Source organism: Actinomadura rupiterrae (genome assembly GCF_024172125.1).
Taxonomy (GTDB): domain Bacteria; phylum Actinomycetota; class Actinomycetes; order Streptosporangiales; family Streptosporangiaceae; genus Spirillospora; species Spirillospora rupiterrae.
The window spans coordinates 187,287-213,733 of record NZ_JAMZEA010000018.1; the positions used below are offsets into that span (position 1 = coordinate 187,287).

Consider the following 26,447-nt stretch of genomic DNA (forward strand, 5'->3'; position numbering starts at 1 on the left):
TACCGGTCGTGGCACGCTCGTCCGTCCGCACCATCGTCCCCGACCGGAGCGCCCGGCGGGCGGAGCCGGTCCCATCGCGCATCACTCGGCCGCCTCCACGTACTGCACGGGCTCGCGCGGCGTGCCGTTCAGCCCGCGCGGCGCGCCGTCCAGGCCGCCGAGGCCGTCCGGACCGCCCGCCTTGCGCTGCTCGTGGAAGGCGAGGATCTGCAGCTCGATCGACAGGTCCACCTTGCGGACGTCCACCCACTCGGGGACGGTGAGCACGACCGGCGCGAAGTTCAGCACGCTGGTCACGCCCGCCGCCACCACCCGGTCGCAGACGCCCTGCGCCGCGCCCGCCGGTGTCGCGATCACGGCGATGGACACGCCGTGCTCGCCGATGACGTCCTCCAGGCGGTCGATGTGCTGCACCGCCATGCCGGAGATCTCCTGCCCGACGATCCCCTCGTCGGCGTCCAGCAGACCCGCCACGCGGAAGCCGCGGGAGGCGAAGCCGCCGTAACCGGCGAGGGCGCGGCCCAGGTTACCGACCCCGATGATGGCCACGACCCAATCCTGGGTCAGGCCCAGTTCACGGGAGATCTGGTAGACGAGGTACTCGACCTCGTACCCGACCCCGCGGGTGCCGTACGAGCCCAGGTGGGACAGGTCCTTGCGCAGCTTCGCCGAGTTCACCCCGGCGGCGGACGCCAGCTCCTCCGAGGAGACGGTGGCGACGCCCCGGTCCTGGAGCGCGTGCAGCGCCCGCAGGTAGACCGGCAGCCGGGCCACGGTGGCCTCCGGGATGCCCCGGGGCCGGGTGGCGTCCACGCGGTCGCGGTGGCGGGTCTGTCGAGGTGTCACGGCCTGCTCTTCGGGGGCTCGACGCTGAGTCCGGTCCGGTCACGGCGTGTCCGGGCCGGAAGCGACGGGAACCGTGCCCGGGACCCGAGGCTGCCTTCCAGATTAAGCCTTTGTGAATACACGCACAAAGTCACCCCCGGCTCGGCGGGCCCGCCGTTCCGGCGCTTCCGGGCGCGTCATCGCACGTCAGCGACTGCCGATTGGGCCTTTCCGGCCGGTCGGGCCCCAGTTTTCCCCGCGGACGAGTGTGACTGACGGAACACCGCATTCGGCCGTCTGACACATTCGCGCCTCAGCGGGTAGCGCGATTTCGCCGATTCCGGATGGTCAGGCCCGGCGCCTCTTGGCGATGGCCGCGCGCAGCCGCGCCTCGTCCACCCGCCAGAAGTCCACCTGGACGCCGTCGACCAGCGTGACCGGGATCTGCTCCCAGTACTCGCGCTGAAGCTCCTCGTCCTGGGTGATGTCGCGCTCCTCGAAGCGGACGCCCTCGTCCGCGACGACCCGCTCGATCACCCCGCGCGCGTCATCGCACAGGTGGCACCCCGGCTTCCCGAGCATGGTCACCACGACCTCGCTCACCGGCGCGACGTGTCCCTCGCTCATCGGCGCGACGTGTTCCTCGCTCATCGGCGCGACGCGTTTCCCGCTCATCGGCGCGGCCTTGCATTGGGCGGGCCGGGCGGGGTCGGGGCTCCGCCGGGCGGCAGCGGGGCGGGGCCGTCGCCGCCGGGCAGCGGGAGGATCTTGGCGGCGCCGAGCCGGATCTCGATCACGTTCGTCGCCAGCACGTGCGGGCGCGAGTCGGCCTGGAAGCGGCGCTGGTGCGGCAGGTTCTGGTGCGCGGAGAACGCGGCCTGGTTGCGGAACAGCTGGTAGAAGATCCGCTGCGTGGGCGCGTTCACCACCTGGTGCGAGGTGAAGACCAGGTTGTCCGGCTCGGAGCCGCGGGCGGCGGCGATCAGGTCGGCGGCGAGCCGGTCGAACGCCTCCTCCCGGCCGTCCAGCAGGGTGTAGACGGTGATCTGGCCGCAGACCTGGGACGTGTCGGGCGGACCGGCGGCGGCAGCGGCCGCGGCGGCCATCACGTCGTTCAGCGCGTTCGGCCCGTTCAGGCCGCCGGGACCGGCCGGCGGACCGGCGGGCGGCGGCGCCGGGACGGGCGGCTGCTGCGGCATCGGCTCCGGCGGGCGCCGCCGGCGTCCGGCCGGACGGTCCGGGGCGGCGGTCATCGCGTTCGCCGAGACGGCCCGCGCGGGCGGCTCGTCGTAGCCGGTCGGGTGCTCGTCGTAGCCGTCCTCGCCCTCCTCGAAGACCGGGAGGGTGCGCATCGAGCCGTACCAGACCAGCCCGGCGGCGGCGCCGAGCGCGATCACCGCGGCGGGCGCGGGCAGCAGCCCGCGGGTGCCGCTGACGACCAGCACCCCGGCGAGCGCGACCAGCGCGATCGGGATCATCAGCTCCTGCGCCTCGACGTCCCGCCGGGACGCCAGCCACGCGGTGAAGCCCGCGCAGCCGACCAGCGCCAGCACCGACACCACGTGCGCGCCGTCGATCAGCAGCAGCGGCAGCGCGTCGTAGGTCTTGGACGGCTTGGGCAGGTCCTTGGTCAGCGCGGTGACCTTCAGCGGGTCGACCAGCAGGATGACCACGGCGACCAGCGTGTAGGAGACCGCGAACAGCCAGGCTACGAACCGCACCTGCACGAGCCGGGCGATCAGTTCCACCATGCCGAGCGCGAGCCAGACGGGCGCGAGCAGGGCCGCGCCGAGTTCCTCGACCCGGAAGACCGGCCCGTTGAACTTCATGAGGAAGCCCGCCGTCATGGCCAGCAGCGCCAGGGACAGCCCCACCGAGGTGACCGACCACGCGATCAGGTAGAGCATGCGGTCCGTGTAGGCGCGCTTGACCAGCAACCCGGTGGCGATTAAGGCGCCGAGGGTCGCCAGCAGGGCGAGGAGAGCGTTGACCATCGCGCCCCATGGTGCCCGATGCGGAGGGATGAGAGGTAACCCGGGCGCCGATTCGGGCCGCAGCCGCCCGTTTCGGTACTACCGGGCACCCCATCCGGAACCCCCACAAGCCCCTCCGGCCCTACCGCCCGTCCCTCCGCCCCCCTCATCCCTCGGGATGCGGGGGGTGGGGGGTGGGGGTTCGATGTGGTGGTGGGGGCGGGGTGGGGGCATTGCCTCGTATACCGGGGCGTATCTACAGTGGCCTTTCACGCCTGGGGTCGCGTCCGCACCGAGGAGAACTGCATGAGCAGCTTGACCCTCGACATCCGGTCCGTACCGTTCACCCGTCCTTCCCTCCGGCGCGCGCCCGCCACGTCCCGCCGTGCCGGCCGCGACATCCGCGAGGTCACCGGCGTGGACGATCCGGCCAAGGCCCTGGTGCTCCGCGCCCGCGAGGGGGATGCCGAGGCGTTCGGACGGCTCTACGACCGGTACCTGGACCTGGTCTACCGGTACGTCTACTACCGGGTCGGCTCGCACTCCCTCGCCGAGGACCTGTGCAGCGAGACGTTCCTGCGCGCGTGGCGGCGGATGGCCGACTTCAACTGGCAGGGCAAGGACTTCGGCGCCTGGCTCGTCACGATCGCCCGGAACCTGGTCGCCGACCACTTCAAGTCCGGCCGGTACCGGCTGGAGGTCTGCACGGCCGACCTGCTCGAACCGGAGCGTCCCCAGGAGGGTCCCGAACGGGCGGTGCTGGACTCGATCACGCACCGGGCCGTCCTCGCTGCCGTCCGGAGGCTCGGCGAGGAGCAGCGCCAGTGCGTGGTGCTGCGCTTCCTGCACGGGCTGTCGGTGGCCGAGACGGCCGTGGTCATGGGCAAGAAGACCGGCGCGGTCAAGGCGCTGCAGTACCGCGCCGTCCGGTCGCTCACCCGGATGCTGCCCGAAGACCTGCAGGGCTGAGCGTGCGGCGGGTTGAATACGCTCGGGTCATGCGGCGAATCTGGCAGCGTGACTTCTGGCAACGCGAGGACGAGGACCACGTGAGCGCGGGCGAGGCGGCGGCGGCCGCGGCGGCGCCCCGCCCGCCCGCCCAGGCCGACCTGCGCGGGGCCGCGTTCTTCGACGTCGACAACACGATGATGCGCGGCGCGTCCATCTACTACTTCGCCCGGGGCCTCGCCGCGCGCAAGCTGTTCACGCTGCGCGACCTGGCCACCTTCGCGCTCGGCCAGGCCGCCTTCCGGGTCCGCGGCACCGAGAACGCCGACCACATCTCCACCGCCCGCGAGGCGGCGCTCGCCTTCGTCGCGGGTCAGAAGGTGTCCCACATCGTCCGGCTCAGCGAGGAGATCTACGACGAGGTGATGGCCGACCGGATCTGGAGCGGCACCCGGTCCCTCGCCCTCCAGCACCTGGACGCGGGCCAGCAGGTCTGGCTCGTCACCGCCACCCCGGTCGAGGTCGCCCGGACGATCGCGCACCGGCTCGGCCTGACCGGCGCGCTCGGCACCGTCGCCGAGACCGAGGCGGGCGTCTACACCGGACGGCTCGTCGGCAACCTGCTGCACGGCAGCGCCAAGGCCGAGGCGATCCGCGCGCTGGCCCAGCGCGAGGGCCTCGACCTGGCCTACTGCTCCGCCTACAGCGACTCGGTCAACGACCTGCCGATGCTGACCGCGGTCGGCCACCCGCACGCGGTCAACCCCGACTCCGCCCTGCGCGAGCACGCCAGGGAGCACGGCTGGCCGATCCACGACTTCCGCACCGGCCGCAAGGTGACCATGGTCGCGCTGCCCGCCGCCGCCGGAGTGGGCGCTCTCGCGGGCGGTGTCGCCGCGGGCATCGCCCTCCGAAAGCACTACCGCTCCTGACTCAGCGCTTGAGAATCCCGCGCGCTTCGAGACTCGCCAGGGTGTCGGACGGCACGGGGCAGCCGGTGATCTCGATCTCTTCGAGCGCCGGAAGGCCGAGCAGCGCGTCCAGGTTCACGAGCGAGCGGCAGAAGTCGAGCCGGACGCCGCGCAGGGACGGCAGGTCCGCGAGTCCGTCGAGGGTCCGGAGGTCGTCGAACGAGCCGATCTCCAGGTGCTCCAGCGCGCGCAGTCCGGCGAAGACGCCCAGGTCGTCCAGCTGGGAGAGGCCCCGGACGCTCAGCTCGCGAAGCCCCGGCAGGGCGTGCAGCGCGGAGAGGTCCCGGACGGTCCGGGCGTAGGCCAGCTCGACCCTGGAGATCGACGGGTGCCCTTCGAGCCCGTCGAGCGAGCCGAGCCGCTGGTAGCCGTTGATCTTGATCTCGGTGAGCGCGGGCAGCCGCGAGAGCGGGCGCAGGTCGGGAAGCGCGGCGTTCGGCAGCGCCAGCTCGGTGAGGCGGGGATGGTGCCCGAGGCCGTCCAGGCTGGTCAGGCCCTCGGACGCGGTGAGCTTGAGGCTCCGCAGCGCGGACATCCCGTCGATGCCGTCCAGGCTCTTCAGGCTCGGGCAGTGCAGCCCGAGATCGGCGAGCGCGTCGAGATCGCGCAGACCGGCGACCGAGCCGACCTGCTTGCAGTAGACGTTCAGCGTGACCAGCTCGCGCAGCCCTGAGAGCGGCGTGACGTCGTCGATGCGGTGGCACCAGGTCAGATCGAGGTGCCGGAGCTCCGGGAACGCCGCGCCGAACCCGGCGACGCTCCGCACCCCGGAGCTCATCAGGTTGAGGACGCGCAGGTTCCGCAGGCCGAGCAGCGGCGAGACGTCCGAGACGCCCTGGCAGTCCTTGAGGTTGAGGTTCCGCAGCCTCGTCAGGCCCGCCAGCGGGGACAGTTCGGTGACGGCCTTCGCGCCCTCAAGATCGAGCTCCTCAAGACCGGCCAGCGCGGCCAGCTCCGAGAGGTCCCGCAGCTTCTTGCACTCGTCCAGCTTCAGCGTGCGCAGGCCTGTCAGGTGCCGGACGCCTTCCAGCGACGTGCGCTTGCGCAGTTCGAGGTGGTCGCGGCCTTCGCGGACGAAGGCGGGACCGAGGACGAGTCCGGCGAACTCGTCCGGGTCCGGCGCCTTCGTCCACAGCTTGAGGAGCTTCTCGGTCGGGACGGCGGCGGCCTCGGCGAACTCGTCCGCGAGTTCGAGGGCGTCGCCGCCGCCGTACTGGACGAGTTCCCTGACCGCCTTCCAGGCCACCGCAGCGGACGCGGCGGGAAGCTTCGCCCGCAAGGCGATCAGGTCAGGGACGGGAGCGGGGGAGGTCATGCGCCCGAACCCTAGCGATCACGAGTGACACCCGTCCGGCAGCCCGCTCAGGCCGCGTACAGCCCGCGGGTCAGCTCTTGTAGAGGCCGCGGGCGGCCAGGTCCGCCAGCGTCGCGCGCGGGATCGCGTCGCAGTCGGAGATCCCGACCTTTTCGAGCGCCGGAAGCGCGGGAAGCGTACCCAGGTCGACGAGCGAGGGCAGACCGTGGAGTCGCACGCAGCGCAGGGACGGCAGGTCCGCCAGGCCGCCGAGCGCGCGCAGGTCCTTCATGAACACGATGCTCAGCTCCTCCAACTCGTGCAGCCCGGAGAACGCAACGAGGTCGGTGAGCTGGTCGAGCCCCTGGACAGTCAGCTCGCGGAGCGTCGGCATCGCCGCCAGAGCCGAGAAGTCCGTCATGTCGGTCGTGTAGTGCAGCCCGACCTCCGTGACGGACGGGTGCCCTTCGAGGCCGTCCAGGGAGGTGAGCCTGGTGTGCCGGTCGAGCGAGACGCGGGTGAGGGCGGGGAGCCGGGACAGCGGGCGCAGGTCGGGGAGGGCCGCGCCCGGCATGCCCAGGTGGGTGAGGCGCGGATGGTGGCCGAGCCCGTCCAGGCTCTTCAGCTTGGTGGCGCCGCTGAGCCACAGCCGCTCCAGCGCGGGCATCGTGTCGATCCCGTCCAGCGCGGTCAGGCGAGGGCAGTGCAGCGTCAGCTCGCGGACGGAGCCGAGATCGCGCAGGTCGGCGAGCGAGTGGACCTTGGTGGCCTGGAGGTCCAGCTCCTCCAGCGCGCGCAGCCCGGACAGCCCGGTCACGTCGTCGATGGACCGGCAGTTGCTCAGGCTCAGGAACCGCAGTTCGGGGAAGGCCTCGCCGAACCCGTCCACGCTGGTCACGCCGGAACTGCTGAGGTCGAGCCAGCGCAGCTCGCGCAGTCCGAACAGCGGGGAGATGTCGCGGATCCTGCGGCAGGACGCGAGGTCCAGGGACCGCAGCGCCTTCAGGCCCGCGAGCGGAGACAGATCGGTGAGGGCGGCGGCGCCCTGGAGGTCGAGGCGGCGCAGCTCGGTCAGGCCCGCCAGCTCGGAGAGGTCGGTCAGCGCCTTGCAGCCGGTGAGCACCAGCCTGCGCAGGCTGGTCAGGTGCCGGACGCCTTCCAGCGAGATGACCTTGCGCAGTTCGAGGTGGTCCCGTCCCTCGCGGACGAACGCCGGGGCGAGGACGAACTGGGCGAACCTGTCCGCGTCGGGCGCCTTCGGCCAGAACCGGAGCAGCTTGTCGGTCGGGACGGCGCCGGCCTCGACGAACTCATCTGCCAGTTCGAGGGAGTCGTCGTCGCCGTAATGGACGAGTTCCCGGGCCGTCTTCCAGGCCACCGCCGCCGAGGCGGTCGGGAGCTTGGCGCGGAGGGCGGTCAGGTCGGGTGTGGGAGCGAAGGCCATGCCCCGGCACCATAGTGATCATGTCCGACATGCACGGTGGGAACGGCCCGAGCCGTCCCCACCGCGCAAGGGGCGTGTCAGGCGGTCCAGGACGGGTCGCGGCCGTTGACCCCGGCGAGCCGGTCGATCAGCGGGGCGTCGCCCGCGACGTCCACCGGCGGCCCCCACAACCCGGCGATCGGTGCCTGCGGGATGAACGCCGAGGCGTGCTCGTAGCAGGCCCGCAGCGTCTCCTCGGGCATCTCGAAACTCCGCCCGGTCGCCTTGGCGAAGTCCCAGGTGTGCACGACGATCTCGTTGAGCGCGATCATGCCCCACACCGCGTTGGGCTGCTTCACCCCCGCGCCCTCGGAGTACCCGGACCAGGCGCCCTCGCGATTCCACGCGGCGGCGAGGTCCCGCACGTGCGCGGCGACGCCGTCCGGGCCGTCCGCCTCCGCGGGCGTCTCGCCGTCCGCCCGGGCCATCGCGGTGAAGTTGCGCGCCGCGAAGTCCACATGGCCGATCAGCCCGGCGACCGTGTACTCGGAGCAGGGGGTCGCGGCGTCCAGCTCGCCGTCGCCGAGGGCGGAGAGCATGCGCGCCATCGCGTCGCACGCCGGCGTCAGGTCGATCATCAGCCTCTCCTCACGTAAACCAGCACGTTCGAAGAAGAGACCAGCGGCGCCGCGAAAACCGTTCGGTCGGGCGCGACCGGATTTCCGAGGCGGCCGTCAGAGGAGCGGAGCTGCCGTCAGAGGAGTGGGGCAGCCGTCAGAGGAACGGGTGGCCTCGGCGGAGCAGGGTCTCGTAGAGCATCTGCTGGACGGTCTCGCGGACGTGGTCGGTGAGGTTGAACACGGTCAGCGGGTCGTCGGCGGCCTCGGGGCCGTACTCGGAGAGCGGCATCGGCTCGCCGAACCGGATCACCCACTTGGACGGCAGCGGGACGAGCCCGGCCGCGCCCAGCAGCGGGAACGTCGGGGTGATCGGGAAGTACGGCAGGCCGAGCAGCCGGGCCAGCGGCTTCAGGTCGGCGATCTTGGGATAGATCTCCTCCGCGCCGACCACCGCGGTCGGGATGATCGGCACGTCGGCGCGCAGCGCGGTCTCGACGAAGCCGCCGCGGCCGAACCGCTGCAGCTTGTAGCGGTCGGCGTAGGGCTTGCCGATGCCCTTGAAGCCCTCCGGGAACACGCCGACCAGCTCGCCCTTGCCGAGCAGCCGCGCCGCGTCGGCCGGGCAGGCGAGGGTGTGGCCGGCCTTGCGGGCCAGGTGCGCCAGCACCGGGACCTGGTAGACCAGGTCGGCGCCGAGCAGCCGGAGCGGGCGGTGGAGGTGGTCGTGCGTCGCGACCGACAGCATGATCCCGTCCAGCGGGACGGTGCCGGAGTGGTTGGAGACCAGCAGCGCGCCGCCCTCGGCCGGGACGTTCTCCAGGCCGACCAGCTCGACGCGGAACCAGCGCTCGTACAGGGCGCGGGCCATCGGCAGCAGGACGTTCGCGTTCAGCTCCGGGTCGAAGCCGAACTCGTCCACCTCGTAGTCGCCGGTGATGCGGCGGCGCAGGAACGCCAGCCCGGACGCCACGGCGCGCTCCACGGGATGCCGGCCGGAGCGCGGCGGGGCGGAGGCGGATGTATCGGGCATACCGGACGCGTCGGGGCCGGGATCGCCGGGGCGGATCGGGATGACCCGCGCGCCGTCCACCTCGTCCACCCTCTCCTGGTGGTGGGCGTTCATGCCGGTCACTCCTCCCTCGCGAGGACGGTCAGTCGCGTCCGATCGCCGCCGCCAGCCGGTCGAGCAGGGCGAGCGGCGCACCGCGGCCGAACCCGGAGGCGAAGTCGGCAAACGCCTCCTCTGAACCGTACTTGGGACGCCAGGCCAGCTCCGCGGTGAGCCTCCCCGTATCGAGGACGCGGCCGTGCATGAGCCAGCGGAGCAGCTCCGGGGAGAACGCGGGCATCCCGCCGAACCGGCGGCCGAGCCCGCCGAACGCCGACATCGACTGGGCCGGGACCGGGACGTGCGGGCGCCCCGCGCGGCGCAGCGCCTGCGACAGCAGCATCACGCCGTCCCCCGCGACGTTGAAGCGGCCGGGATGGTCCTCGACGGTCATCCGGCGCAGCACCTCGACCCCGTCGTCGGGGTGCACGAACTGGAGCCGGGGGTCGAACCCCAGCACCGTCGGCACGACGGGCATGGCGAGGTACCGGGTGAGCGGGGAGTCCACACCCGGGCCGAGGAAGTTGGCGAACCGCAGCACCGAGACCGTGAGGTCGGAGCGGCGCCGGGTCAGCCCCCGGACGTAGCCCTCGATCTCGGCGGTGTCCTTGGCGTAGCCGTGCGCGGGCGCCTCGACCGCCTCGTCCTCCTCGGTGAAGACCGCCGGGTCCTTCGGGGACGAGCCGTAGACCGCGGCGGAGGAACGCACCACCAGCTTGCGCATGTCGGGCGAGCGCTGGCACGCGGCGAGCAGCTGCATCGTCCCGATGACGTTCAGCTCCTTCGCCTTGGCCCGCGGTCCGCCCTGGCCGGTGACCAGGCTGAGATGGACCACGGTGTCCACCCCGGCGGACGAGATGACCTTGGCGATGCCGGGCGTGCGGATGTCCACCCGCACGAACTCGGTGCGGCCCAGCGGCGCCGTCGGCGGAACCGTGTCCACGCCGATGACGCGCTCGATGCCCGGGTCTGCTTGGAGGGTGTTCGCGACCCGCGCCCCCAGGAAACGGGAGACGCCCGTGACGAGGACGACACGGGCCGCGGTGGAGGGCATGGAGGACACTGTGCGCCCCACCCCTTACGGCTTTGTTGCCGGCGTCTTGTTTACTTCTTGTTGCGGCGCTGGATGCGCGTCTTCTTCAGAAGCTTGCGGTGCTTCTTCTTCGCCATCCGCTTGCGACGCTTCTTGATGACAGAGCCCACGGGACCTCGCTCGGCAAATCGGTGCGGTACAGGAGACGGGCCAGGTGCGAGGCGGGGCTCACGATGGGCGAGCCACCTTGCGCGCATGGTCCGTCGCCCAAGGGTACCGCTGAGCCGAAGCCGGTCCGTCCAGGGCACTGCCCGGTCCCGGCGCTTCCACACATCCGCACGTCCGAGCGGGTCGGAGAGGTCCGGCGGCAGGTCGTGGCACGCGATCGCCACAGGGGCCGGGTCGTACCGGCGTCGTCCGTGGGACACGCGGGGGTCGCTCGCGCGTCACCCGGCCGGCGGACGGCCGCAACCGGCAGCAGGACGGCGGGGGCTCAGGGAAGGGCGAAAGGAAGGCAGGACGGCCGGGGCCTGCGGGAGCCCCGGCCGTCCTTGTCGTCGTCCTCCCCGATCGGATGCCCCGCTATCCGGCTTCGATGAACGCGTCGCGCAGATAGTCGTGTACAGCCTGTTCGGGCACGCGGAACGAACGACCCACGCGGATGGCGGGGAGTTCGCCCGAGTGGACGAGGCGGTAGACGGTCATCTTGGACACCCGCATCACCGCCGCCACTTCGGCGACGGTCAGGAACCTGACCTCACTCAGAGGTCGCTCGCCTGAGCTCATCGGACGCCCTCTTCCACACGTGCCGCGCACCGGCCCTTTGGGTGACTTTGATCACGCACGTGTTCTTCCCCCAGCGTAAATCGTGTACCGACAGTCGCAAGAGGGGAGTTCCACCCATTTGCACCACCCGACCTGACGCCGAGGCCACAGTGCTGTTCCGGACGCAGCGCCATCGGGACGGCACCGAGCGTGCAGCGATCTCTGTTCGAGTCCCCGGAACAGGCATTGACCTGCGACTCCGTCGATCGTCGCGGCCCCGGACGCCCCGGTGGCCACGGATCTGGCCCCTCGTCACACGCAGTGACACGCGGTCATCCCGGAAATCCGGTTCCGGACCTCACTCCAGACCGGCGCGGGCCAGGAGGTAAGCCGTCAACGGGGCGTAATGGTGCGGCGATACGCCGTCGTCCAGCGGTACCACGACCTGGATCTTGCCCTCGGCCCGGCCCGCGAACAGCGCGGGGTCGTTACAGTCAGCGAAACCGACCGTGTCGATGCCCGCCTCGCCGGCCGCGCCCGCCCAGCCGTGATCGGCGATGGCCAGATCCGGCCAAAAATCAGGTTTAGGCCACACGCCGCCTTCCGAGGCGATAGCGGAACCTTCCCCGGCACCACCGGAAGCGGGCTCTTCCCCGGCACCACCAGAAGCGCGCTCTTCCCCACCCTCACCGGAAGCGGGGGGCTCCCCTGCCTCGCCGGAAGCAGCGCGCAGCTCGTCGAGCATCGCGTTCATCGGGGCGGCGTCGTGGGTGTGGACGGTCCGTCCGGTGCCGTCCTCCAGCATCGCGACGCCCGCGGGCGCGTAGGTGATCCGGCGGAGCTCGCGGCGGCCGTAGCTCTCGATCTCGTACGTCCAGCCGCCCGCCGGGGTGAGGACGCGGCAGCCGCGGTCGGCCAGGGCCTCCGCGACGGCCTGGTAGACGGGCGTCAGCGTGGCCGGATGGCCGGTCGCGAGCAGGACGGTCTCGCGCCGCTCGGCGGCGAGGCCGATCCGGTCGCCCATCGCCTCCAGCGCGTCGAGGGTCAGCTCGGGGTCGATCGTGTCGTCGCCGTAGAGGTGCAGCGGGTTCGGGTCGACGCCGCACTGCTCGACCATGGCCTCCAGCACGTCCCGCTCGGTCCACGGCCCGGCCAAGTGCAGCCCGAACAGGTAGTAGGGGTTGCGGGCGGCCATCCGCCGGTAGTGCAGCAGGTTGTTCTGGCGGGGGGTCGCGACGTCCCCGGCGATCATGGTCCGGACGAGCTGGACGCGCAGTTCCTCGCGGGTCGGGACGTCGGCCATCACAGGTCCAGCATCGGGTCGAGGCCGTGCTCCGGGAACACCGCGCGGCGCGTCGCGAGCACCGCCTGGTCCACCGGGTTCGCCGGGTCCATGCCCTCCGACCAGGGATGGAACTCGACGGTCGGGTGGCCGTCGGTCATCCGGCGCGGCGCGATCTCGTCCACCCGGCCGCGAACGAACTCGCGCCAGTGCTCCGGTGTCGCCGTGTCAGGCGGGATCGGCCGTCCGGCGGCCTCGGCGATCAGGTGCGTCCAGGTCCGCGGGACGACCTGGACCAGCTCGTACCCGCCGCCGCCCGTGGCGAGCCAGCGCCCGCCCGCGACCTCGTGCGCGAGGCGGTGCAGCCTCTCGGCGGCGGTGCGCTGGCCGTCCACGGTGAGGACCAGGTGCGCGAGCGGGTCGAGCGCGTGCGCGTCCGCGCCGTGCTGGGTCACCAGGATCTGCGGCTGGAACGCCCGCAGCAGCGCGGGGACGACCGCGTCGAAGGCCCGCAGCCAGAGCGCGTCGCCGGTGCCGGGCGGCAGCGCGACGTTCACGGCCGTGCCCTCGGCGCCGGGCCCGCCGCTCTCGTTGGGGAACCCGGTGCCGGGGAACAGCGTCCGGGGCGTCTCGTGCAGGCTGATCGTCAGCACCCGCGGGTCGTCGTAGAACGCCGCCTGCACGCCGTCCCCGTGGTGGACGTCGGCGTCCACGTAGGCGACGCGCTCGGCGCCGTTCTCCAGCAGCCAGGCGATCGCGATCGCCGGGTCGTTGTAGACGCAGAACCCGCTGGCGGCGCCGGCGAGCGCGTGGTGCAGCCCGCCGGACACGTTCACCGCGTGCCCGGTCCCGCCCGTCCAGACGGCCTTCGCACCGGCGACCGACGCGCCCGCGACCAGGGCGGACGCGTCGTGCATGCCGAGGAAGACCGGGTTGTCGTCGGTGCCGAGGCCGTGCGCGGGCTCCGGCAGGCCGGTCTCGCCCGCGTGCCGGACGGCCGCGATGTAGGCCTCGTCGTGGACGAGCCGGAGCAGCTTGTCGTCCGCCGCGTCGAATTCGGAGACCCGCACGTCCGGCGCGTCCAGCAGGCCGAACTCGCGGGCGAGCGCGATGGTCAGCTCGACCCTGACGGGGTTCATGGGGTGCCCCGGGCCGAAGTCGTAGGAGGTGAGCCGTTCGTCCCAGAAGACCGTGAGGTCGCACCTGCCGGTGGCCGAGGGGCTGGTCATGGCTCTCACGGTAGCGGCACGCCCCGTGGCCCGGATCACCCGGGACGGGCGCCCGGAGCCGTACGGCGGGCAGCCGTCGTCTACCCAGCGCGTCCGGACGACTCCGGAGACGCACCCCTACCCCGCACATCGTCGGGAAACGTGTCGGAGCGCGACAAAGTTGTGACGTGAACTACATGCCGTATCGGGCATCTAGGTAACACGCCGAAAAAGGCGTAACACATCGAAAACATGACGGACGGGGTGTTCATGGACCCGAAGTCACCCGACGAGCCGACGGCGGAGGTGACCCCTCTGCCCGTGCCCGCCACCGCGCCCGCCGATCCGGAGCGCTGGACGCACGACCACCGGCCCAGCATCCGCAGCCGGGCGCTCTCCCAAGCCCTCTACCTGGGGCTGCGGCCGTTCATCCACCGCGTGCCGGGCCATGCCGCGGGCCTGCGCGCCGCCCGTTCCACCGTGGACGCGGCGTCTCTCCTCATGCGCGCGGGGCAGCGCGCCCGCGTCCTGCCCCTGGTCGACCCCCGCGTCGAGACCGGCACGGACGCGCCGCCCGTGGTCGGCGAGTGGGTCGTCAGCCGCTCCCCGGCCGGCGCGTCCACGTCCCGCGGCGCGATCCTCTACCTGCACGGCGGCGGCTACGTCGTGTGCTCGCCGCGGACGCACCGCCCGATCACCTCGCGGCTCGCCGTCGAGACCGGCCTGCCCGTGCTGGCGCCGCACTACCGGATGGCGCCCGAGCACCCGTTCCCCGCGCCGCTGGAGGACGCGCTCGCCGCGTACCGCTGGCTGCTGGACCGGGGCGTCCCCGCGTCCGGGATCGTCCTCGCCGGGGACTCGGCGGGCGGCCACCTCGCCGCGTCGCTGACCGGCGAGATCATGCGCACTGGGCTCCCGCGCCCGGCCGGGACCGTCCTGTTCTCCCCCTGGGTGGACCTGACCTGCGAACTCTCCACGCAGGAGCAGCGCGTCGCGCGCGATCCGTACATCAGCGCGTACGCGGCCCGCAGGCTGGCGCGCGTCGTCGTCGGCCCGACGGGCTTCGACGATCCGCGGCTCGCGTTGCTCGCCTGCCCCTGGGCGGACGCCCCGCCGTTCCTCGTCCAGGTCGGCGGCGCGGAGGTGCTGCGTCCCGAGGCCGAGGCCCTCGCGGACGTCCTGGACCGGGCGGACGTGGACTGCGAGCTCCAGGTCTGGACCGGCCAGATGCACGTCTTCCAGATCCTGAACCGGGTGCTGCCCGAGGCCAGCGCCGCGATGAGCGAGGCGGCCCGCTTCGTCACGCGCGTCACGCGGACCGAGCCGGTCGCGGCGTCCGCCGTCGCCTGATCAGGGGCGGCGCCCCCGCCGCCGCCTCCCGATCACGCGGCCCCTGCTCAGCGAACCCCCGCACCTCTGTGCCCTGCAGGCGTGCCCGGCCACCGGCCGCCTGGTCAGCGGACGCGTTCCGGGACGCGCCGTTCGGCCGCCGGACGCGACGGCCGGACGGTCAGGAAGCCGATCACCGCCGCGACGGCGGCGATGCCCTCGCCCACCAGCGACTCGGTCTTCTGCGCGTACCAGATCGGCTCGTGCATGTTGGGAAGCGGGCCGAGCGCGCCGACGTCCACGTAGTAGTAGAGGAGCAGCGCGCCCACGGCGCTCGCGGCCACGAGGAAGGCGACCGCGTACGTCCAGCGGCGCGCGTGGAACAGCACGAGCAGCGCCACGACCCCCGCGACGACCGCCTGGGCGTAGAAGATCTTGTCCGCGTGGATCGACCCGCCGGGCACGTACTTCATCTGCGGCGCGTAGCGCCAGTGCACCACGGCGTCCACGATGAGTCCGGCGGCGACCAGCACGCGAAGCACGTATCTCATACCTTCGACACGGACGCGGGTGATTCAAGGTTCAATCCGCCTGCTCGGACGGGGTTCGTGCCACCCCGCGAGTCCGTATCGCCCCCCGGCCCAGTCTACGCCGGGGCCTCCGACCGGATGGTCAGCCGGCGGCGAGCTCGCGGCCGCGGTTGCGGGCGGCCTCGATCGCCTCCAGCACGGCCGCGCGGACGCCGTGCTTCTCCAGCTCGCGGATCGCCGCGATGGTCGTCCCGCCCGGCGAGGTCACGGCCTCGCGCAGCAGCACCGGGTGCTCGCCCGAGTCGCGCAGCATGACCGCCGCGCCGACGGCCGACTGGATCACCATCTCCAGCGCCGCGGCGCGCGGCATGCCGAGCAGGATGCCCGCGTCGACCATGGCCTCGACCAGGTAGTAGAAGTAGGCAGGGCCGCTGCCGGACAGCGCGGTCGCGCCGTCCTGGAGCGACTCGGGGATGCGCAGCACCTTGCCGACCGGGCTGAGCAGCTCCTCGGCGAGCTTGAGGTGCTCCTCCCCGGCGTGCGAGCCGGGCGAGATCACGCTCATCGCCTCGTCCACGTGGACGGGCGTGTTCGACATGACCCGGACGACCGGGACGCCGTCGCCGAGCCGGTCCTCGACGTACCCGGTGGTGATCCCCGCCGCCATGGACACCACCAGCGTGCCGGCCGGGACGTGCGGGCCGATCTCGTCCAGCAGGGCGCCCATGTCCTGCGGCTTCACCGCGAGGACGAGCACGTCGGCGGTGCGCGCGGCCTCCTTGTTGGCGACGCACTCGACGCCGTACCGCTCGGTCAGCAGCGCGGCGCGCTCCGTGCGGCGGGCGGTCGCCCGCAGCTCGGCCGGGCGGCGTCCGGCCCGCAGCACGCCGGACAGCAGCGCCTCGCCCATCTTGCCCGCACCGAGAATCGCGATCATTCTGCACACCTAAGCCGTGGGACGTCTGGGGAACGCGTCCCAGCGTAGCGAGGGCCTCCGTGCGACCGCCGGAGCCGTCCGCACTCCGAGACGCGGCGGAGGCGGGGGGTGTGTCAGGACTTGGTGGCGATCGACCGGAAGAGGAACCCCAGGTGGGAGGGCTTCTCGGCGAGGCGGCGCATGAAGTAGCCGTACCACTCGCGGCCGAACGCCACGTACACCCGGACGCGCGCGCCCTCCCCCGCGAGGCGCCGCTGCTCCTGCGGCCGGATGCCGTAGAGCATCTGGTACTCGTACCCGGACGGGTCGCGGTCGTGCAGCGAGGCGAGCGCGCCCCCGATCTCGATCAGGCGCGGGTCGTGCGTGGCGATCATCGGGTAGCCCTGGCCCGCCATCAGCACCCGCATGCAGCGGACGAAGGACTTGTCGATCTCGACGCCGCTGGTGAACGCGACCGACTCCGGCGCGCTGTAGGCGCCCTTGCACAGCCGGACGCGCGAGCCCGAGTGCGCCAGCTCCGCGCAGTACTCCTCCGAACGCCGCAGGTAGGACTGGATCGCGACGCCCGTCTCGGGGTACTCGCGGCGCAGCTCGGCCACGACCCGCAGGGTCGAGTCGACCGTCTCGTACTGCTCCATGTCGAGCGTGACGGTCGTGTTCGCCTCCTTGGCGGCGGCGCAGACCCGGCGCGCGTTCTCCAGGGCGAGGTCCTCGTCGAGGGCCTGGCCCACGGCGCTGAGCTTGAGCGACACCTCGGCCCGGTCGGCGAGTCCGCCGGTGCCCAGGCGGCCGAGCAGCTCGGCGTAGTGGTCCACGTTCGCGGCGGCCTGGTCGCTGTCGAGGGTGTCCTCGCCCAGCGCGTCCAGGCTGACCAGCAGGCCCTGCCCCGCGATGTCGCGCGTGGCGAGCAGCGCGTCGTCGATCGTCTCGCCCGCGACGAACCGCCGGACGAGGCCGCGCGTGCCGGGCGCGCTCCGCACGACCTTGCGGGCGGCGCGGCTGTGCGAGGCGGCGAGCAGAGCGTGGCGGAGCACGGGCCTTCCTTCCGGACGAGCGCGCGACGGCCTCCGTCCCGTCCCGCGTCGTCCAGGGTCATACCCAGCCGCGCGGAACGATCACCGCTCCGTGCCCGCCCGGGGTCAGGCGGTGCGGCGGCGGAGGGTGGCCGCGCCGAGGGCGAGGGCGCCCAGCGTGAAGGCGGCGATCACCACGACGTCCCAGAGCAGCGAGCTGGAGAAGGACGCCTCGCGCGAGACCCGCTGCATGCCGTCCACCGCGTAGGACAGCGGCAGCACGTCGGAGATCACCCGCAGCCAGGTCGCCATGCCGTCCCGCGGGATGAACAGCCCGCACAGCAGCACCTGCGGCAGCACGAACGCGGGCATGAACTGGACGGCCTGGAACTCGGTCCGCGCGAACGCGCTGGCGAACAGCCCGAGCGCCATGCCGAGCAGCGCGTCCAGCACGGCGACCAGCACCAGCGACCAGACCGGGCCGGACAGGTCCAGGCCGAGCCAGGTCAGCGAGATCAGCAGCACCACGCCGACCTGCGCGAGGGACAGCAGGCCGAACGCCAGGGCGTAGCCGAGCAGCAGGTCCAGCTTGCCGGTCGGCATGGTCATCAGCCGTTCCAGCGTGCCGCCGGTGCGCTCGCGCAGGGTGCCGACCGAGGTCACCACGAACATGATCACGAATGGGAACAGGCCGAGCAGCAGCGGGCCGATCCGGTCGAACAGGACGGGCTGGTCGAACACGTACCGGAGCAGGATCATCAGCAGGCTCGGCACGCCGATCAGCAGCGCGAGCGTGCGGTGGTCGTGCCGGAGCTGGGCCAGGATCCGCCGGGTGGTGGCGAGGGTGATCGAGAGGCTCATGCCGGGCTCCCCGCGTGCTCGTGGATCAGGTGCAGGAACGCCGCCTCCAGGTCGGCGGTCCCGGTGAGGCGGGTCAGCTCGTCCGGCGCGCCGTCGGCGAGGAACTCGCCCTCGCGCATGAGCAGCAGCCGGTCGGTGCGGACGGCCTCGTCCATGACGTGGCTGGACACCACCAGCGTCCGGCCGCGCCCGGACAGCTCGCGGAACAGCTCCCACAGCTCCTCGCGCAGGACCGGGTCGAGGCCGACGGTCGGCTCGTCCAGGACGAGCAGCTCGGGGTCGCCGAGCAGCGCGACGGCGAGGTTCGCGCGGTTCAGCTGCCCGCCCGACAGCGTCGCGACGACCTGGTCCCGGTGGTGGCCGAGGCCGACCTCGTCGATCACCCGGTCCACGTCGGTGCGCGGCGCGCCGAGGACGGCCGCGAAGTACCGCATGTTCTCCCGGACGGACAGGTCGGCGTAGACGGCGGGCGTCTGCGTGGCGTACCCGACGCGGCGGCGCAGCCCCTTCGACCCGGCCGGTTCGCCGAGGACGGTGACCGTCCCGGCCTTGACGATCTGCACGCCGACCAGGCAGCGCATCAGCGTCGTCTTGCCGCATCCGCTCGGCCCGATCAGGCCGAGCACCGATCCGCGCGGCACCTCGAACGAGAGGTCGCGGAGCACGGTCCTGCCGCCGCGCTCGACCCGGAGGCCCTGCACGGAGACGGCCGGTACAGAACTCATCATGTGTTGAATTTACGTCCGCGCGACGGCAGGGTCAAGGACCGGGGGCTTCACGCAGGGGAGCGAACCTGTCCGGGACCGGACAGGCCAGGGTCGATCAGGCGGGGCCGTTCGGCTGGGCCGATCAGGCGGTGGGGCGGTCGTCTCCGGCGGGCTCGTCGCCGAGGTAGCGCTGGAGGGTGGGGGCGAGCAGCTCGACCAGCTCGTCGGTGCTCGCGGAGGCGATCGGCTCCATCCGGACGACGTGCCGGACGATCATCACGCCGATCAGCTGGCCGACCGCGGCCTGCACCCGCAGCCTGGAGACGCCGCGGATCGCCGTCGCCCGCTCCAGCAGCGCCGACGAGACGAACTCGCGCACCAGCCCGGCGGCGCGCTCGTTGGTCATCGCGCTGCGCAGCATGGCGAGGATGGGGGCGCGCTTGTCCGGGTCGTCCCAGACGCCGATGAACACGCGGGCGAGGGTCTCGCCGATCCGGTCCGGATCGCCGGACAGGATGCGCGGCAGCAGCTCGGCCGGGTTCACCGGGAACCGCATCGCCTCGACGAACACGCCCTCCTTGCCGCCGAAGTAGTGGTGCACGAGCGCCGGATCGACCCCCGCCGCGCGCGCGATCCCGCGCAGCGACGCGCCGTCGAACCCCTTGTCGGCGAACATCTCGCGGGCGGCGGCGAGGATCTGCTCGCGCGTGTCGGTCCGTCCGGCCGGGCGGCCGGGCGACCGCCGCGCGACCGACTCGCCGGCGGCCGGGCCGGTCACCGCGCCGGCCGCGGGGTGACCTCGCCGCTCGCGCTGACCTCCCAGGAGCGCTCGGCGGCGGCCAAGTGGAGGCGGGCGAAGGCGAGCGCCTCGGCGAGGTCCTCCATGCGGTCGGCGCGGCTGGACGCGCGGCGCGTGTTGACCTCCAGGACGATCTGCCCGCGGAAGCCGTCCTCGGCGAGCTTCTCCAGCACCGGGCCGCAGGGCTGGTTGCCGCGCCCGGGCACCAGGTGCTCGTCCTTGTTCGTGACGCCGACGCCGTCGGCGAGGTGGACGTGCTGCAGCCGGTCGCCCAGTTGGACGGCCATGTCGAGCGCGTCCGACTTGGACACGGCGGTGTGCGAGAGGTCGAGCGTGACGAACGGGTACGGCTGGTCGACCGGGTTCCAGTCGGGGGCGTACATCGCCGCCTCCGCGCCGCGCGCCTTGATCGGGAACATGTTCTCGACCGCGAACCGGACATCGGTCTCGTCCTGCATGCGGGCCAGGCCGTCGATGAAGTCGCGCGCGTACTCGCGCTGCCAGCGGAACGGCGGGTGCACGACCACGACGTCCGCGCCGAGCTCCTCGGCCACGTCCTTGGACTTGATCAGCTTGCCCCACGGGTCGCGGCCCCAGACCCGCTGGGTGAGCAGCAGGCACGGCGCGTGGATGGATCTGATCGGCACCTGGTGGTAGTCCGACAGGCGGCGCAGGACGCTCAGGTCCTGCGAGGACGCGTCGGTCGACACCATGACCTCGACGCCGTCGTAGCCGAGCAGCGCGGCGATCTCGAAGGCGCTCGGCACCTTCTCGGGGTACACCGACGCGGTCGACAGGGTGATCGGCGCGTCCGGGACGCGGATCGCCGGAGATGCGGTGCCGTTGTGCTGCGGGGTCAAGGCTCCCTCGCCGTCTCGGTTCGCACGGGTCCCGGGCGGCGGGCGACGGGCGCCGCCGGGTGCGTTCGCCGCCAGCCTATGCGCCCGGGGCCCGCCCTCAACCCTCGCCCTCACGTGATCCGCGTTTCCCGACATCCCGGGTGACTACCCTCTGCTCCCGTGGTCGAGATCGCACCGGGCGCCGTGCCGAGCCCCAACATCTGGAACTCCCCCTCGGTCTACGAGATCGAGAACCGCGCCGTGGACCCGGACGGCGCCATCGAGGCGGCGATGCGCGGCATCGCGCCCTGGGCGGGCCGCACGGTCCTGGACCTCGGCTGCGGCACCGGCTTCCACCTGCCCCGGTTCGCCGCCGAGGCGTCCCGGGTGGTCGGCGTGGAGCCGCACGCGGGCCTCGCCGCCGCCGCGCGCCGCCGCGTCCGCGACCTTCCGGACGTCACGGTCCGTGTGGGCGCGGCGCAGGCGTTGCCACTTCCGGACGCGTCGGTCGACATCGTCCACGTCCGGTGGGCGTACTTCTTCGGGCCCGGCTGCGAACCGGGCCTCGCCGAGCTGGACCGGGTCGTCCGGCGCGGCGGGACGGTCTTCATCGTCGACAACGACGCGACCCGCTCGACGTTCGGCGGCTGGTTCCGGCGCGGGCTGCCGTCCTACGACCCGGACGCGGTCGAGCGGTTCTGGACGCGCCGGGGCTTCCAGCGCGAGCCGCTGATGATCCGCTGGGAGTTCGAGAGCCGCGCCGACCTCGCGGCCGTCCTGCGCATCGAGTTCCCCGAACGCCTCGCCGCCGGGTTCGAGCGCGAACACTCCGGCCTCACCGTGGACTACGCCGTGAACCTGTGGTGGCGGCACAACTGACTGACTGGTAGGTCACAACCACTTCCGCCTACTAGACGGCATATACAACAATTGTCCTGGCCCGCCACCCCTCCGGCCCCAGGGAGTCCGATGACCCGCGCCGTCAGCACCACCCTCACCGCGACCGCCGTCGGCGCGGGATCCGTCGCGCTGCTCGGCGCCGGCGTCGCCGCGCAGCGCCGCGCCGTCCGCCGCCTCAAGAGCCGCACCGACCCGTACGCGTCCGAGCCGTTCGGCTCGCTGCGCGGCCGGCCCACGCCGGTCCGCGCGTCCGACGGCACCCGGCTCTACGCCGAGGTGGACGGCGACGACCGCACCGACCTCGCGATCGTCTTCTCGCACGGCTGGACCCTCACCCAGGACTCCTGGCACTTCCAGCGCCGCGCCCTGCGCGGCCTCGGCCGGCTGGTCTTCTGGGACCACCGCGGGCACGGCCGCTCCGACGGCGGCGCCCGCGACGACTACGGCCTGCCCCGCCTCGCGCACGACCTCGCCGACGTGATCGAGCAGACCGTCCCCGAGGGCACCCCGGTCGTCCTGGTCGGCCACTCCATGGGCGGCATGACCATCCAGCGCTTCGCCGACGAGTACCCCCACCTGCTCGGCGACCGCGTCGTCGCCGCGGCGGTCTGCAACACCTCGTCCGGCGGCCTGGGCCAGGTCACCCTCGGCCTCCCCGCCCTGGTCGCCCGCCTCACCCAGGTCACCCTCCCCCGCACCCTGCGGATGGTCGGCGCCAGCTCGTCCCTCATCGAGAAGGTCCGCCACCTGGGCCGCGACGGCGTCCTGCTCTTCGAGGACTACGCCGCCTTCGGCCCAGGCGCCAGCCCGGCCGCCGTCGCCTTCGCCGAGCAGATGGCCACCGACACCCGCATGGACGCCCTCATCGACTTCTTCCACTCGATGATCACCACCGACGTCATCTCCGAGTGCGCCCACCTCGCCAAGATCGACACCCTCGTCATCGGCGCCGAGAACGACATGCTCACCCCCGTCGGCCACTCCCTCACCCTCGCCGACCGCATCCCCGGCGCCCGCCTGGAGGTCATCCCCACCGTCGGCCACATGGCCATGCTCGAAAGCCCCAGCGCCGTCTCCGACCACCTGGGCGACCACATAGCCCGAACCCGCAAGTCCCTCAACCTCTGAGGCCCGCTTGCAAGGCCCGCGTCCGGGCTCGTCGGATCAGGTGTTCTTGATCTTGCCGAGAGCTGAGAGGACGCGGGTGGCGGTGGCCTGCATGCCGGTTTGGTTGGGGTGGTACGGGGCTGCGGGGTGGGAGGGGAGGACGCCCTCTACCCAGCGGTTCGCGGGTGGGGCGCAGACGTCGTGGCCCTTGGAGCCGGCGTAGGTGTCGACGAAGGTGGCGCCGTTGGCCGCGGCCGTGGTGGCGAGCATGGTGTTCAGGTGGCGTTCGGTGGTGTTCAGGAACGGGACGTCGCCGGTGGCCACCGGGACGCTGGGCCAGCAGCCGACGGCGTCCGGGAGCAGGCGCAGGTAGCCGACCAGCAGGACGCGGGCGTGCGGAGCCTTCGCGTGGATGCGGCGCAGGACGGCCGCGACCTTCGGGGCCGTCGCCTGGATGCGCTTGTCGAGCGTCTTCTTGTAGAGGGCCGCGCAGGGGGCGCCGCTCGGCGCGGTGAGGCTCGCGGTCGCGCAGGTGAGCGCGATCTTGCCGAAGCCGACGTCGTTGCCGCCGATGCCCAAGGTCACAAGGTCGGTGGACGAGGTGACCGAGTCGAGCTGCGCGGGGTTCACGCCCAGCGTGGTGACCTGCGGGTGGGTCATGTGGGTGGTCTCGGCTCCGCTGCAGCTCACGTCGGTGAGGCGGGCCTTCAGGGACGCGGCGACCAGGGACGGGTAGTCGTGGTCCGAGCGCAGGCAGCCCGGCAGGCCGCGCTGCGCCGGGATCAGCGGCCCGGCCGTGAAGGAGTCGCCGAGCGCCACGTAACGAAGCTCCTGGGCGGCCTTGGCGGGGCGCGGTTCGGCGGCCTTGGCGACGGCGGTGGTCGGTGGGTTGGGGCGGGTCGTGGCGGCTGCGGCGGGCAGGGGTGTGGCGGCGGTGATCGTCAGTGCTAGGGCGGTCGCGAGTGTGCGCATGTCCCGGTCCTTTCGCGGTGGAGGCCTTGGTCGGCGCTCCCCCGGGCCGGGCCTCGCGTGGTCAACGTAGGGGGTCCGGGCGCGGGCGTCACCGCCCGGACACGGGAAGTGACGAAAGTCTGGCCAGGTCGTGGCGGGTGGCAGGGCGACTGTCGGTGCCGGGCCGTACGCTTCGGCGCATGGCGAAGGCGAAGACGGCGCGGGCGGCCTACCACTGCTCCGAGTGCGGGTGGCAGACGTCCAAGTGGGTGGGGCGCTGCGGCGAGTGCCAGGCGTGGGGCTCGATCGTCGAGGCCGCGTCCGCCACGCCGGCGCGGGTCGTCTCGGCCGGTCCGGTGTCGGCTCCGGCGCGTCCGATCGGGCAGGTGGACGTGCGGTCCGCGCGCACCCGGCCCACCGGGCTGGACGAGCTCGACCGGGTGCTCGGCGGCGGCATCGTGCCGGGGGCGGTGCTGCTGCTGGCGGGCGAGCCGGGCATCGGCAAGTCCACGCTGCTGCTGGAGGTCGCGGCGCTGGCGTCCGCTCCGGCGCTCGCGTCCGTCCCGCCGCAGGCGCGTACGGGCAAGGGCTCCGCGCAGGATCCGCTGGCCTCCAACCGCGCCGGGACGGGCCCGCTCGAGAACGGCGAGGTGCGCGAGCGGACGCCCGTCCTGTACGTGACCGGGGAGGAGTCGGCCGAGCAGGTGCGCCTGCGGGCCGACCGGGTCGGCGCGATCACCGACGACCTGTACCTGGCCGCCGAGACCGAGCTGTCGGCGATCCTCGGGCACATCGACGCGGTCGAGCCGGTGCTGCTGGTGGTCGACTCGATCCAGACGATCGGGACGTCCGAGGTGGACGGCGCGCCCGGCGGCGTGACCCAGATCCGGGAGGTCGCGGCCAACCTGATCCGGGTCGCCAAGGAGCGCGGCATCACGGTCGTGCTGGTCGGGCACGTCACCAAGGAGGGCGCGATCGCCGGGCCGCGGCTGCTGGAGCACCTCGTCGACGTCGTCCTCTACTTCGAGGGCGACCGGCACAGCCGGCTGCGCATGATCCGCGCGGTCAAGAACCGGTACGGCCCGACCGACGAGCTGGGCTGCTTCGACCTGTCCGAAGTCGGCCTCGTCGGGCTGCCCGACCCGTCCGGACTGTTCCTGACCCGGCGCGAGGAGCCGGTGCCCGGCACGTGCGTCACGGTGACGCTGGAGGGGCGGCGCCCGCTGGTCGCGGAGGTGCAGGCGCTGGTCGCCAAGTCGCACCTGCCGTCCCCGCGCCGCGCGCACTCCGGGCTGGACGCCTCGCGCGTCGCGATGGTGCTGGCCGTCCTCGCGCAGCGCTGCAAGATCTCCATGCACGAGCAGGACGTGTACGTCTCCACGGTCGGCGGCGTGCGGCTGACCGAGACGTCCGTCGACCTCGCGATGGCCCTGGCCGTCGCCGGTTCCACCGTCGAGCAGTCGCTGTCGCAGACCCTTATCGCGCTCGGCGAGGTCGGGCTGGCGGGCGAGGTGCGCGTGGTGCCGGGCGTCCAGCGGCGGCTCGCCGAGGCGGCGCGGCTCGGGTTCCGGCACGCCGTGGTGCCGCGCGGGTCGCTGGAGCTCGGCGACGGGTCGCCGCTCAGGCGCGCCGACCCCCAGCTGAGCGATTTCGAGGGTATGAAGGTGATGGAGGTGGACAGCCTGACCCAGGCGCTCCAGGTGTCCTTCACCGCGCCCTGACAGGCCCGCCTCACCGAAAAGTTCCGTCCGCGTCACGCTTGCGACCAGGGGAGGGGCCGTCCGCGCGGCCCGCTCGGTAAACTGACGCCGGTAAGCGACCTCCGGGGGCCAGGTGCCAGCAATCGACAAGGGTCATGACGAACGACGCCGAGCCACGCTCGCCGCGGTGGCCCCGGGCACCCAGATCCGGGACGGCCTGGAGCGCATCCTGCGCGGCCACACGGGTGGGCTGATCGTGCTCGGCTACGACACGCTGGTGCGGGAGATCTGCACCGGCGGCTTCGAGCTGGACGTGGAGTTCTCCGCGACCCGGCTGCGCGAGCTCGCCAAGATGGACGGCGCGATCGTGCTGGACGACACCCGCGACCGGATCGTCCGCGCCGCCGTCCACCTGGTGCCCGACTCCACCATCCCCACCGAGGAGTCCGGCACCCGGCACCGCACGGCCGAGCGGGTCGCGCGGCAGACCGGCCACCCGGTGATCTCGGTGAGCCAGTCGATGAACATCATCGCGCTCTACCTCGACGGGATCCGCTACGTCCTGGAGGACTCGGCGGCCATCCTGTCCAAGGCCAACCAGGCGCTCGCCACCCTGGAGCGGTACAAGCTGCGGCTGGACGAGGTGTCCGGCACGCTCTCCGCCCTGGAGATCGAGGACCTGGTCACCGTCCGGGACGTGTCGGCCGTGGTGCAGCGGCTGGAGATGGTCCGCCGGATCGCCGACGAGATCGAGGGCTACGTCGTCGAGCTCGGCACCGACGGCCGGCTGCTCTCGCTCCAGCTGGACGAGCTGGTCTCCGGCGTCGACGTGGACCGCGAGCTGATCGTCCGCGACTACCCGTCCGCCGAGGCCCGCGCGGTCGGCGTCGGCACGGTCCTGGCGAACCTGGACGTGCTGTCGGCGAACGAGCTGCTCGACCTGACCACGGTCGCCGAGGTGATGGGCTTCGCCGGGCCGGACTCGCTCGACCTGCCCGTCTCCCCCAAGGGCTACCGGCTGCTCGCCAAGGTCCCGCGGCTGCCGAGCCTGGTCGTCGAGCGGCTGGTCGAGCACTTCGGCGGCCTGCAGAAGCTGCTGGCCGCCTCCATCGACGACCTCCAGGCCGTCGGCGGCGTCGGCGAGTCCCGCGCCCGCAGCGTCCGCGAGGGCCTCTCCCGCCTCGCCGAGTCCTCCATCCTCGAACGCTACGTCTGACCCGAAGCCCTGCCCGCCCCGGCGCGGGCAGGGCTTCCGGGCACGCGCGGGCTGCGGGGCGTGCCGGCTGCGGGCGTGCGGGCTGCCGTGCGTCGGGGGCTGGGCTGC

General features: G+C 72.7%; 27 protein-coding genes. 7 read left to right on the forward strand and 20 right to left on the reverse strand.

The window, feature by feature from the left end; genetic code table 11:
* Nucleotides 1-81: 81 nt before the first annotated feature.
* The 3 genes from FHU30_RS43700 to FHU30_RS43710 all read right to left on the reverse strand — a co-directional run bounded on the left by FHU30_RS43700 (nt 82) and on the right by FHU30_RS43710 (nt 2,819).
* On the reverse strand, nt 82-846 hold the full coding sequence (locus FHU30_RS43700) for a redox-sensing transcriptional repressor Rex (RefSeq protein ID WP_253883617.1): 765 nt from the start codon (nt 844-846) through the stop codon (nt 82-84).
* Nucleotides 847-1,173: 327 nt separating this feature from the next.
* A complete protein-coding gene (locus FHU30_RS43705) occupies nt 1,174-1,452 on the reverse strand; it encodes a glutaredoxin family protein (protein WP_253883647.1) in 279 nt (92 codons plus the stop codon).
* 44 nt (nt 1,453-1,496) lie between these two features.
* Complete coding sequence (locus FHU30_RS43710) at nt 1,497-2,819, reverse strand: putative quinol monooxygenase (protein ID WP_253883618.1); 1,323 nt, start codon at nt 2,817-2,819, stop codon at nt 1,497-1,499.
* A gap of 285 nt (nt 2,820-3,104) precedes the next feature.
* Here FHU30_RS43710 and FHU30_RS43715 point away from each other — a divergent pair, with 285 nt between their 5' ends.
* Nucleotides 3,105-3,767, forward strand: coding sequence for a sigma-70 family RNA polymerase sigma factor (locus FHU30_RS43715; RefSeq protein WP_253883619.1), 663 nt, complete (start codon nt 3,105-3,107; stop codon nt 3,765-3,767).
* A 29-nt stretch (nt 3,768-3,796) separates the two neighbouring features.
* Complete coding sequence (locus FHU30_RS43720) at nt 3,797-4,678, forward strand: HAD family hydrolase (protein ID WP_253883620.1); 882 nt, start codon at nt 3,797-3,799, stop codon at nt 4,676-4,678.
* 1 nt (nt 4,679) lies between these two features.
* On the opposite strand, the gene FHU30_RS43725 is transcribed toward FHU30_RS43720, so the two are convergent.
* The 9 genes from FHU30_RS43725 to FHU30_RS43765 form a co-directional block, all read right to left on the reverse strand.
* Nucleotides 4,680-6,032, reverse strand: a complete 1,353-nt coding sequence (locus tag FHU30_RS43725) for a leucine-rich repeat domain-containing protein (protein WP_253883621.1) — start codon at nt 6,030-6,032, stop codon at nt 4,680-4,682.
* Between the two features lie 70 nt (nt 6,033-6,102).
* A complete protein-coding gene (locus FHU30_RS43730) occupies nt 6,103-7,455 on the reverse strand; it encodes a leucine-rich repeat domain-containing protein (RefSeq protein WP_253883622.1) in 1,353 nt (450 codons plus the stop codon).
* A 77-nt stretch (nt 7,456-7,532) separates the two neighbouring features.
* Entirely contained in the window at nt 7,533-8,072 is a 540-nt protein-coding gene (locus tag FHU30_RS43735; RefSeq protein WP_253883623.1) for a TIGR03086 family metal-binding protein, read from the reverse strand.
* Nucleotides 8,073-8,208: 136 nt separating this feature from the next.
* Nucleotides 8,209-9,177, reverse strand: coding sequence for a lysophospholipid acyltransferase family protein (locus tag FHU30_RS43740; RefSeq protein ID WP_308211505.1), 969 nt, complete (start codon nt 9,175-9,177; stop codon nt 8,209-8,211).
* A 28-nt stretch (nt 9,178-9,205) separates the two neighbouring features.
* On the reverse strand, nt 9,206-10,216 hold the full coding sequence (locus tag FHU30_RS43745) for an NAD-dependent epimerase/dehydratase family protein (RefSeq protein ID WP_253883624.1): 1,011 nt from the start codon (nt 10,214-10,216) through the stop codon (nt 9,206-9,208).
* A gap of 50 nt (nt 10,217-10,266) precedes the next feature.
* Complete coding sequence (locus FHU30_RS43750) at nt 10,267-10,365, reverse strand: 30S ribosomal protein bS22 (RefSeq protein WP_018654693.1); 99 nt, start codon at nt 10,363-10,365, stop codon at nt 10,267-10,269.
* Nucleotides 10,366-10,777: 412 nt separating this feature from the next.
* Entirely contained in the window at nt 10,778-10,981 is a 204-nt protein-coding gene (locus FHU30_RS43755; protein ID WP_026414196.1) for a helix-turn-helix domain-containing protein, read from the reverse strand.
* Nucleotides 10,982-11,318: 337 nt separating this feature from the next.
* On the reverse strand, nt 11,319-12,263 hold the full coding sequence (locus tag FHU30_RS43760; RefSeq protein WP_253883625.1) for a phosphatase: 945 nt from the start codon (nt 12,261-12,263) through the stop codon (nt 11,319-11,321).
* Entirely contained in the window at nt 12,263-13,471 is a 1,209-nt protein-coding gene (locus FHU30_RS43765) for an acetoin utilization protein AcuC (RefSeq protein WP_253883626.1), read from the reverse strand. Before FHU30_RS43765 ends, FHU30_RS43760 begins: the two co-directional genes overlap by 1 nt.
* A gap of 231 nt (nt 13,472-13,702) precedes the next feature.
* On the opposite strand from FHU30_RS43765, the gene FHU30_RS43770 reads away from it, so the two are divergent.
* Entirely contained in the window at nt 13,703-14,800 is a 1,098-nt protein-coding gene (locus FHU30_RS43770) for an alpha/beta hydrolase (protein WP_253883627.1), read from the forward strand.
* A gap of 104 nt (nt 14,801-14,904) precedes the next feature.
* On the opposite strand, the gene FHU30_RS43775 is transcribed toward FHU30_RS43770, so the two are convergent.
* The 7 genes from FHU30_RS43775 to FHU30_RS43810 form a co-directional block, all read right to left on the reverse strand.
* Nucleotides 14,905-15,330, reverse strand: a complete 426-nt coding sequence (locus FHU30_RS43775; protein WP_253883628.1) for a hypothetical protein — start codon at nt 15,328-15,330, stop codon at nt 14,905-14,907.
* Between the two features lie 121 nt (nt 15,331-15,451).
* Entirely contained in the window at nt 15,452-16,246 is a 795-nt protein-coding gene (proC, locus tag FHU30_RS43780; RefSeq protein ID WP_253883629.1) for a pyrroline-5-carboxylate reductase, read from the reverse strand.
* A gap of 113 nt (nt 16,247-16,359) precedes the next feature.
* Nucleotides 16,360-17,280, reverse strand: a complete 921-nt coding sequence (locus tag FHU30_RS43785; RefSeq protein ID WP_253883630.1) for a proline dehydrogenase family protein — start codon at nt 17,278-17,280, stop codon at nt 16,360-16,362.
* Between the two features lie 105 nt (nt 17,281-17,385).
* Complete coding sequence (locus tag FHU30_RS43790; RefSeq protein ID WP_253883631.1) at nt 17,386-18,120, reverse strand: ABC transporter permease; 735 nt, start codon at nt 18,118-18,120, stop codon at nt 17,386-17,388.
* Nucleotides 18,117-18,848 carry an ABC transporter ATP-binding protein gene (locus FHU30_RS43795; protein ID WP_253883632.1) on the reverse strand — a complete coding sequence of 244 codons (732 nt, stop codon included), beginning with the start codon at nt 18,846-18,848 and terminating at the stop codon, nt 18,117-18,119. Before FHU30_RS43795 ends, FHU30_RS43790 begins: the two co-directional genes overlap by 4 nt.
* 121 nt (nt 18,849-18,969) lie before the next feature.
* Entirely contained in the window at nt 18,970-19,605 is a 636-nt protein-coding gene (locus tag FHU30_RS46765) for a TetR/AcrR family transcriptional regulator (RefSeq protein ID WP_308211506.1), read from the reverse strand.
* Nucleotides 19,602-20,486 carry a sugar phosphate isomerase/epimerase family protein gene (locus FHU30_RS43810; protein ID WP_253883633.1) on the reverse strand — a complete coding sequence of 295 codons (885 nt, stop codon included), beginning with the start codon at nt 20,484-20,486 and terminating at the stop codon, nt 19,602-19,604. Before FHU30_RS43810 ends, FHU30_RS46765 begins: the two co-directional genes overlap by 4 nt.
* Nucleotides 20,487-20,645: 159 nt before the next feature.
* On the opposite strand from FHU30_RS43810, the gene FHU30_RS43815 reads away from it, so the two are divergent.
* Both FHU30_RS43815 and FHU30_RS43820 read left to right on the forward strand, forming a co-directional pair.
* Nucleotides 20,646-21,344, forward strand: a complete 699-nt coding sequence (locus FHU30_RS43815; protein WP_253883634.1) for a class I SAM-dependent methyltransferase — start codon at nt 20,646-20,648, stop codon at nt 21,342-21,344.
* Between the two features lie 90 nt (nt 21,345-21,434).
* Nucleotides 21,435-22,493, forward strand: a complete 1,059-nt coding sequence (locus FHU30_RS43820; RefSeq protein WP_253883635.1) for an alpha/beta fold hydrolase — start codon at nt 21,435-21,437, stop codon at nt 22,491-22,493.
* A 36-nt stretch (nt 22,494-22,529) separates the two neighbouring features.
* Here the strand turns inward: FHU30_RS43820 and FHU30_RS43825 are convergent, their stop codons facing one another.
* Nucleotides 22,530-23,444, reverse strand: a complete 915-nt coding sequence (locus FHU30_RS43825) for an SGNH/GDSL hydrolase family protein (RefSeq protein ID WP_253883636.1) — start codon at nt 23,442-23,444, stop codon at nt 22,530-22,532.
* 179 nt (nt 23,445-23,623) lie between these two features.
* Between FHU30_RS43825 and radA the strand changes: the two genes are divergently transcribed.
* The gene (radA, locus tag FHU30_RS43830) at nt 23,624-25,144 is read left to right on the forward strand and encodes a DNA repair protein RadA (protein WP_253883637.1); all 1,521 of its coding nucleotides are present in this window, start codon (nt 23,624-23,626) and stop codon (nt 25,142-25,144) included.
* A gap of 112 nt (nt 25,145-25,256) precedes the next feature.
* Nucleotides 25,257-26,339, forward strand: coding sequence for a DNA integrity scanning diadenylate cyclase DisA (gene disA / locus FHU30_RS43835; protein WP_308211507.1), 1,083 nt, complete (start codon nt 25,257-25,259; stop codon nt 26,337-26,339).
* Nucleotides 26,340-26,447 lie beyond the last annotated feature (108 nt).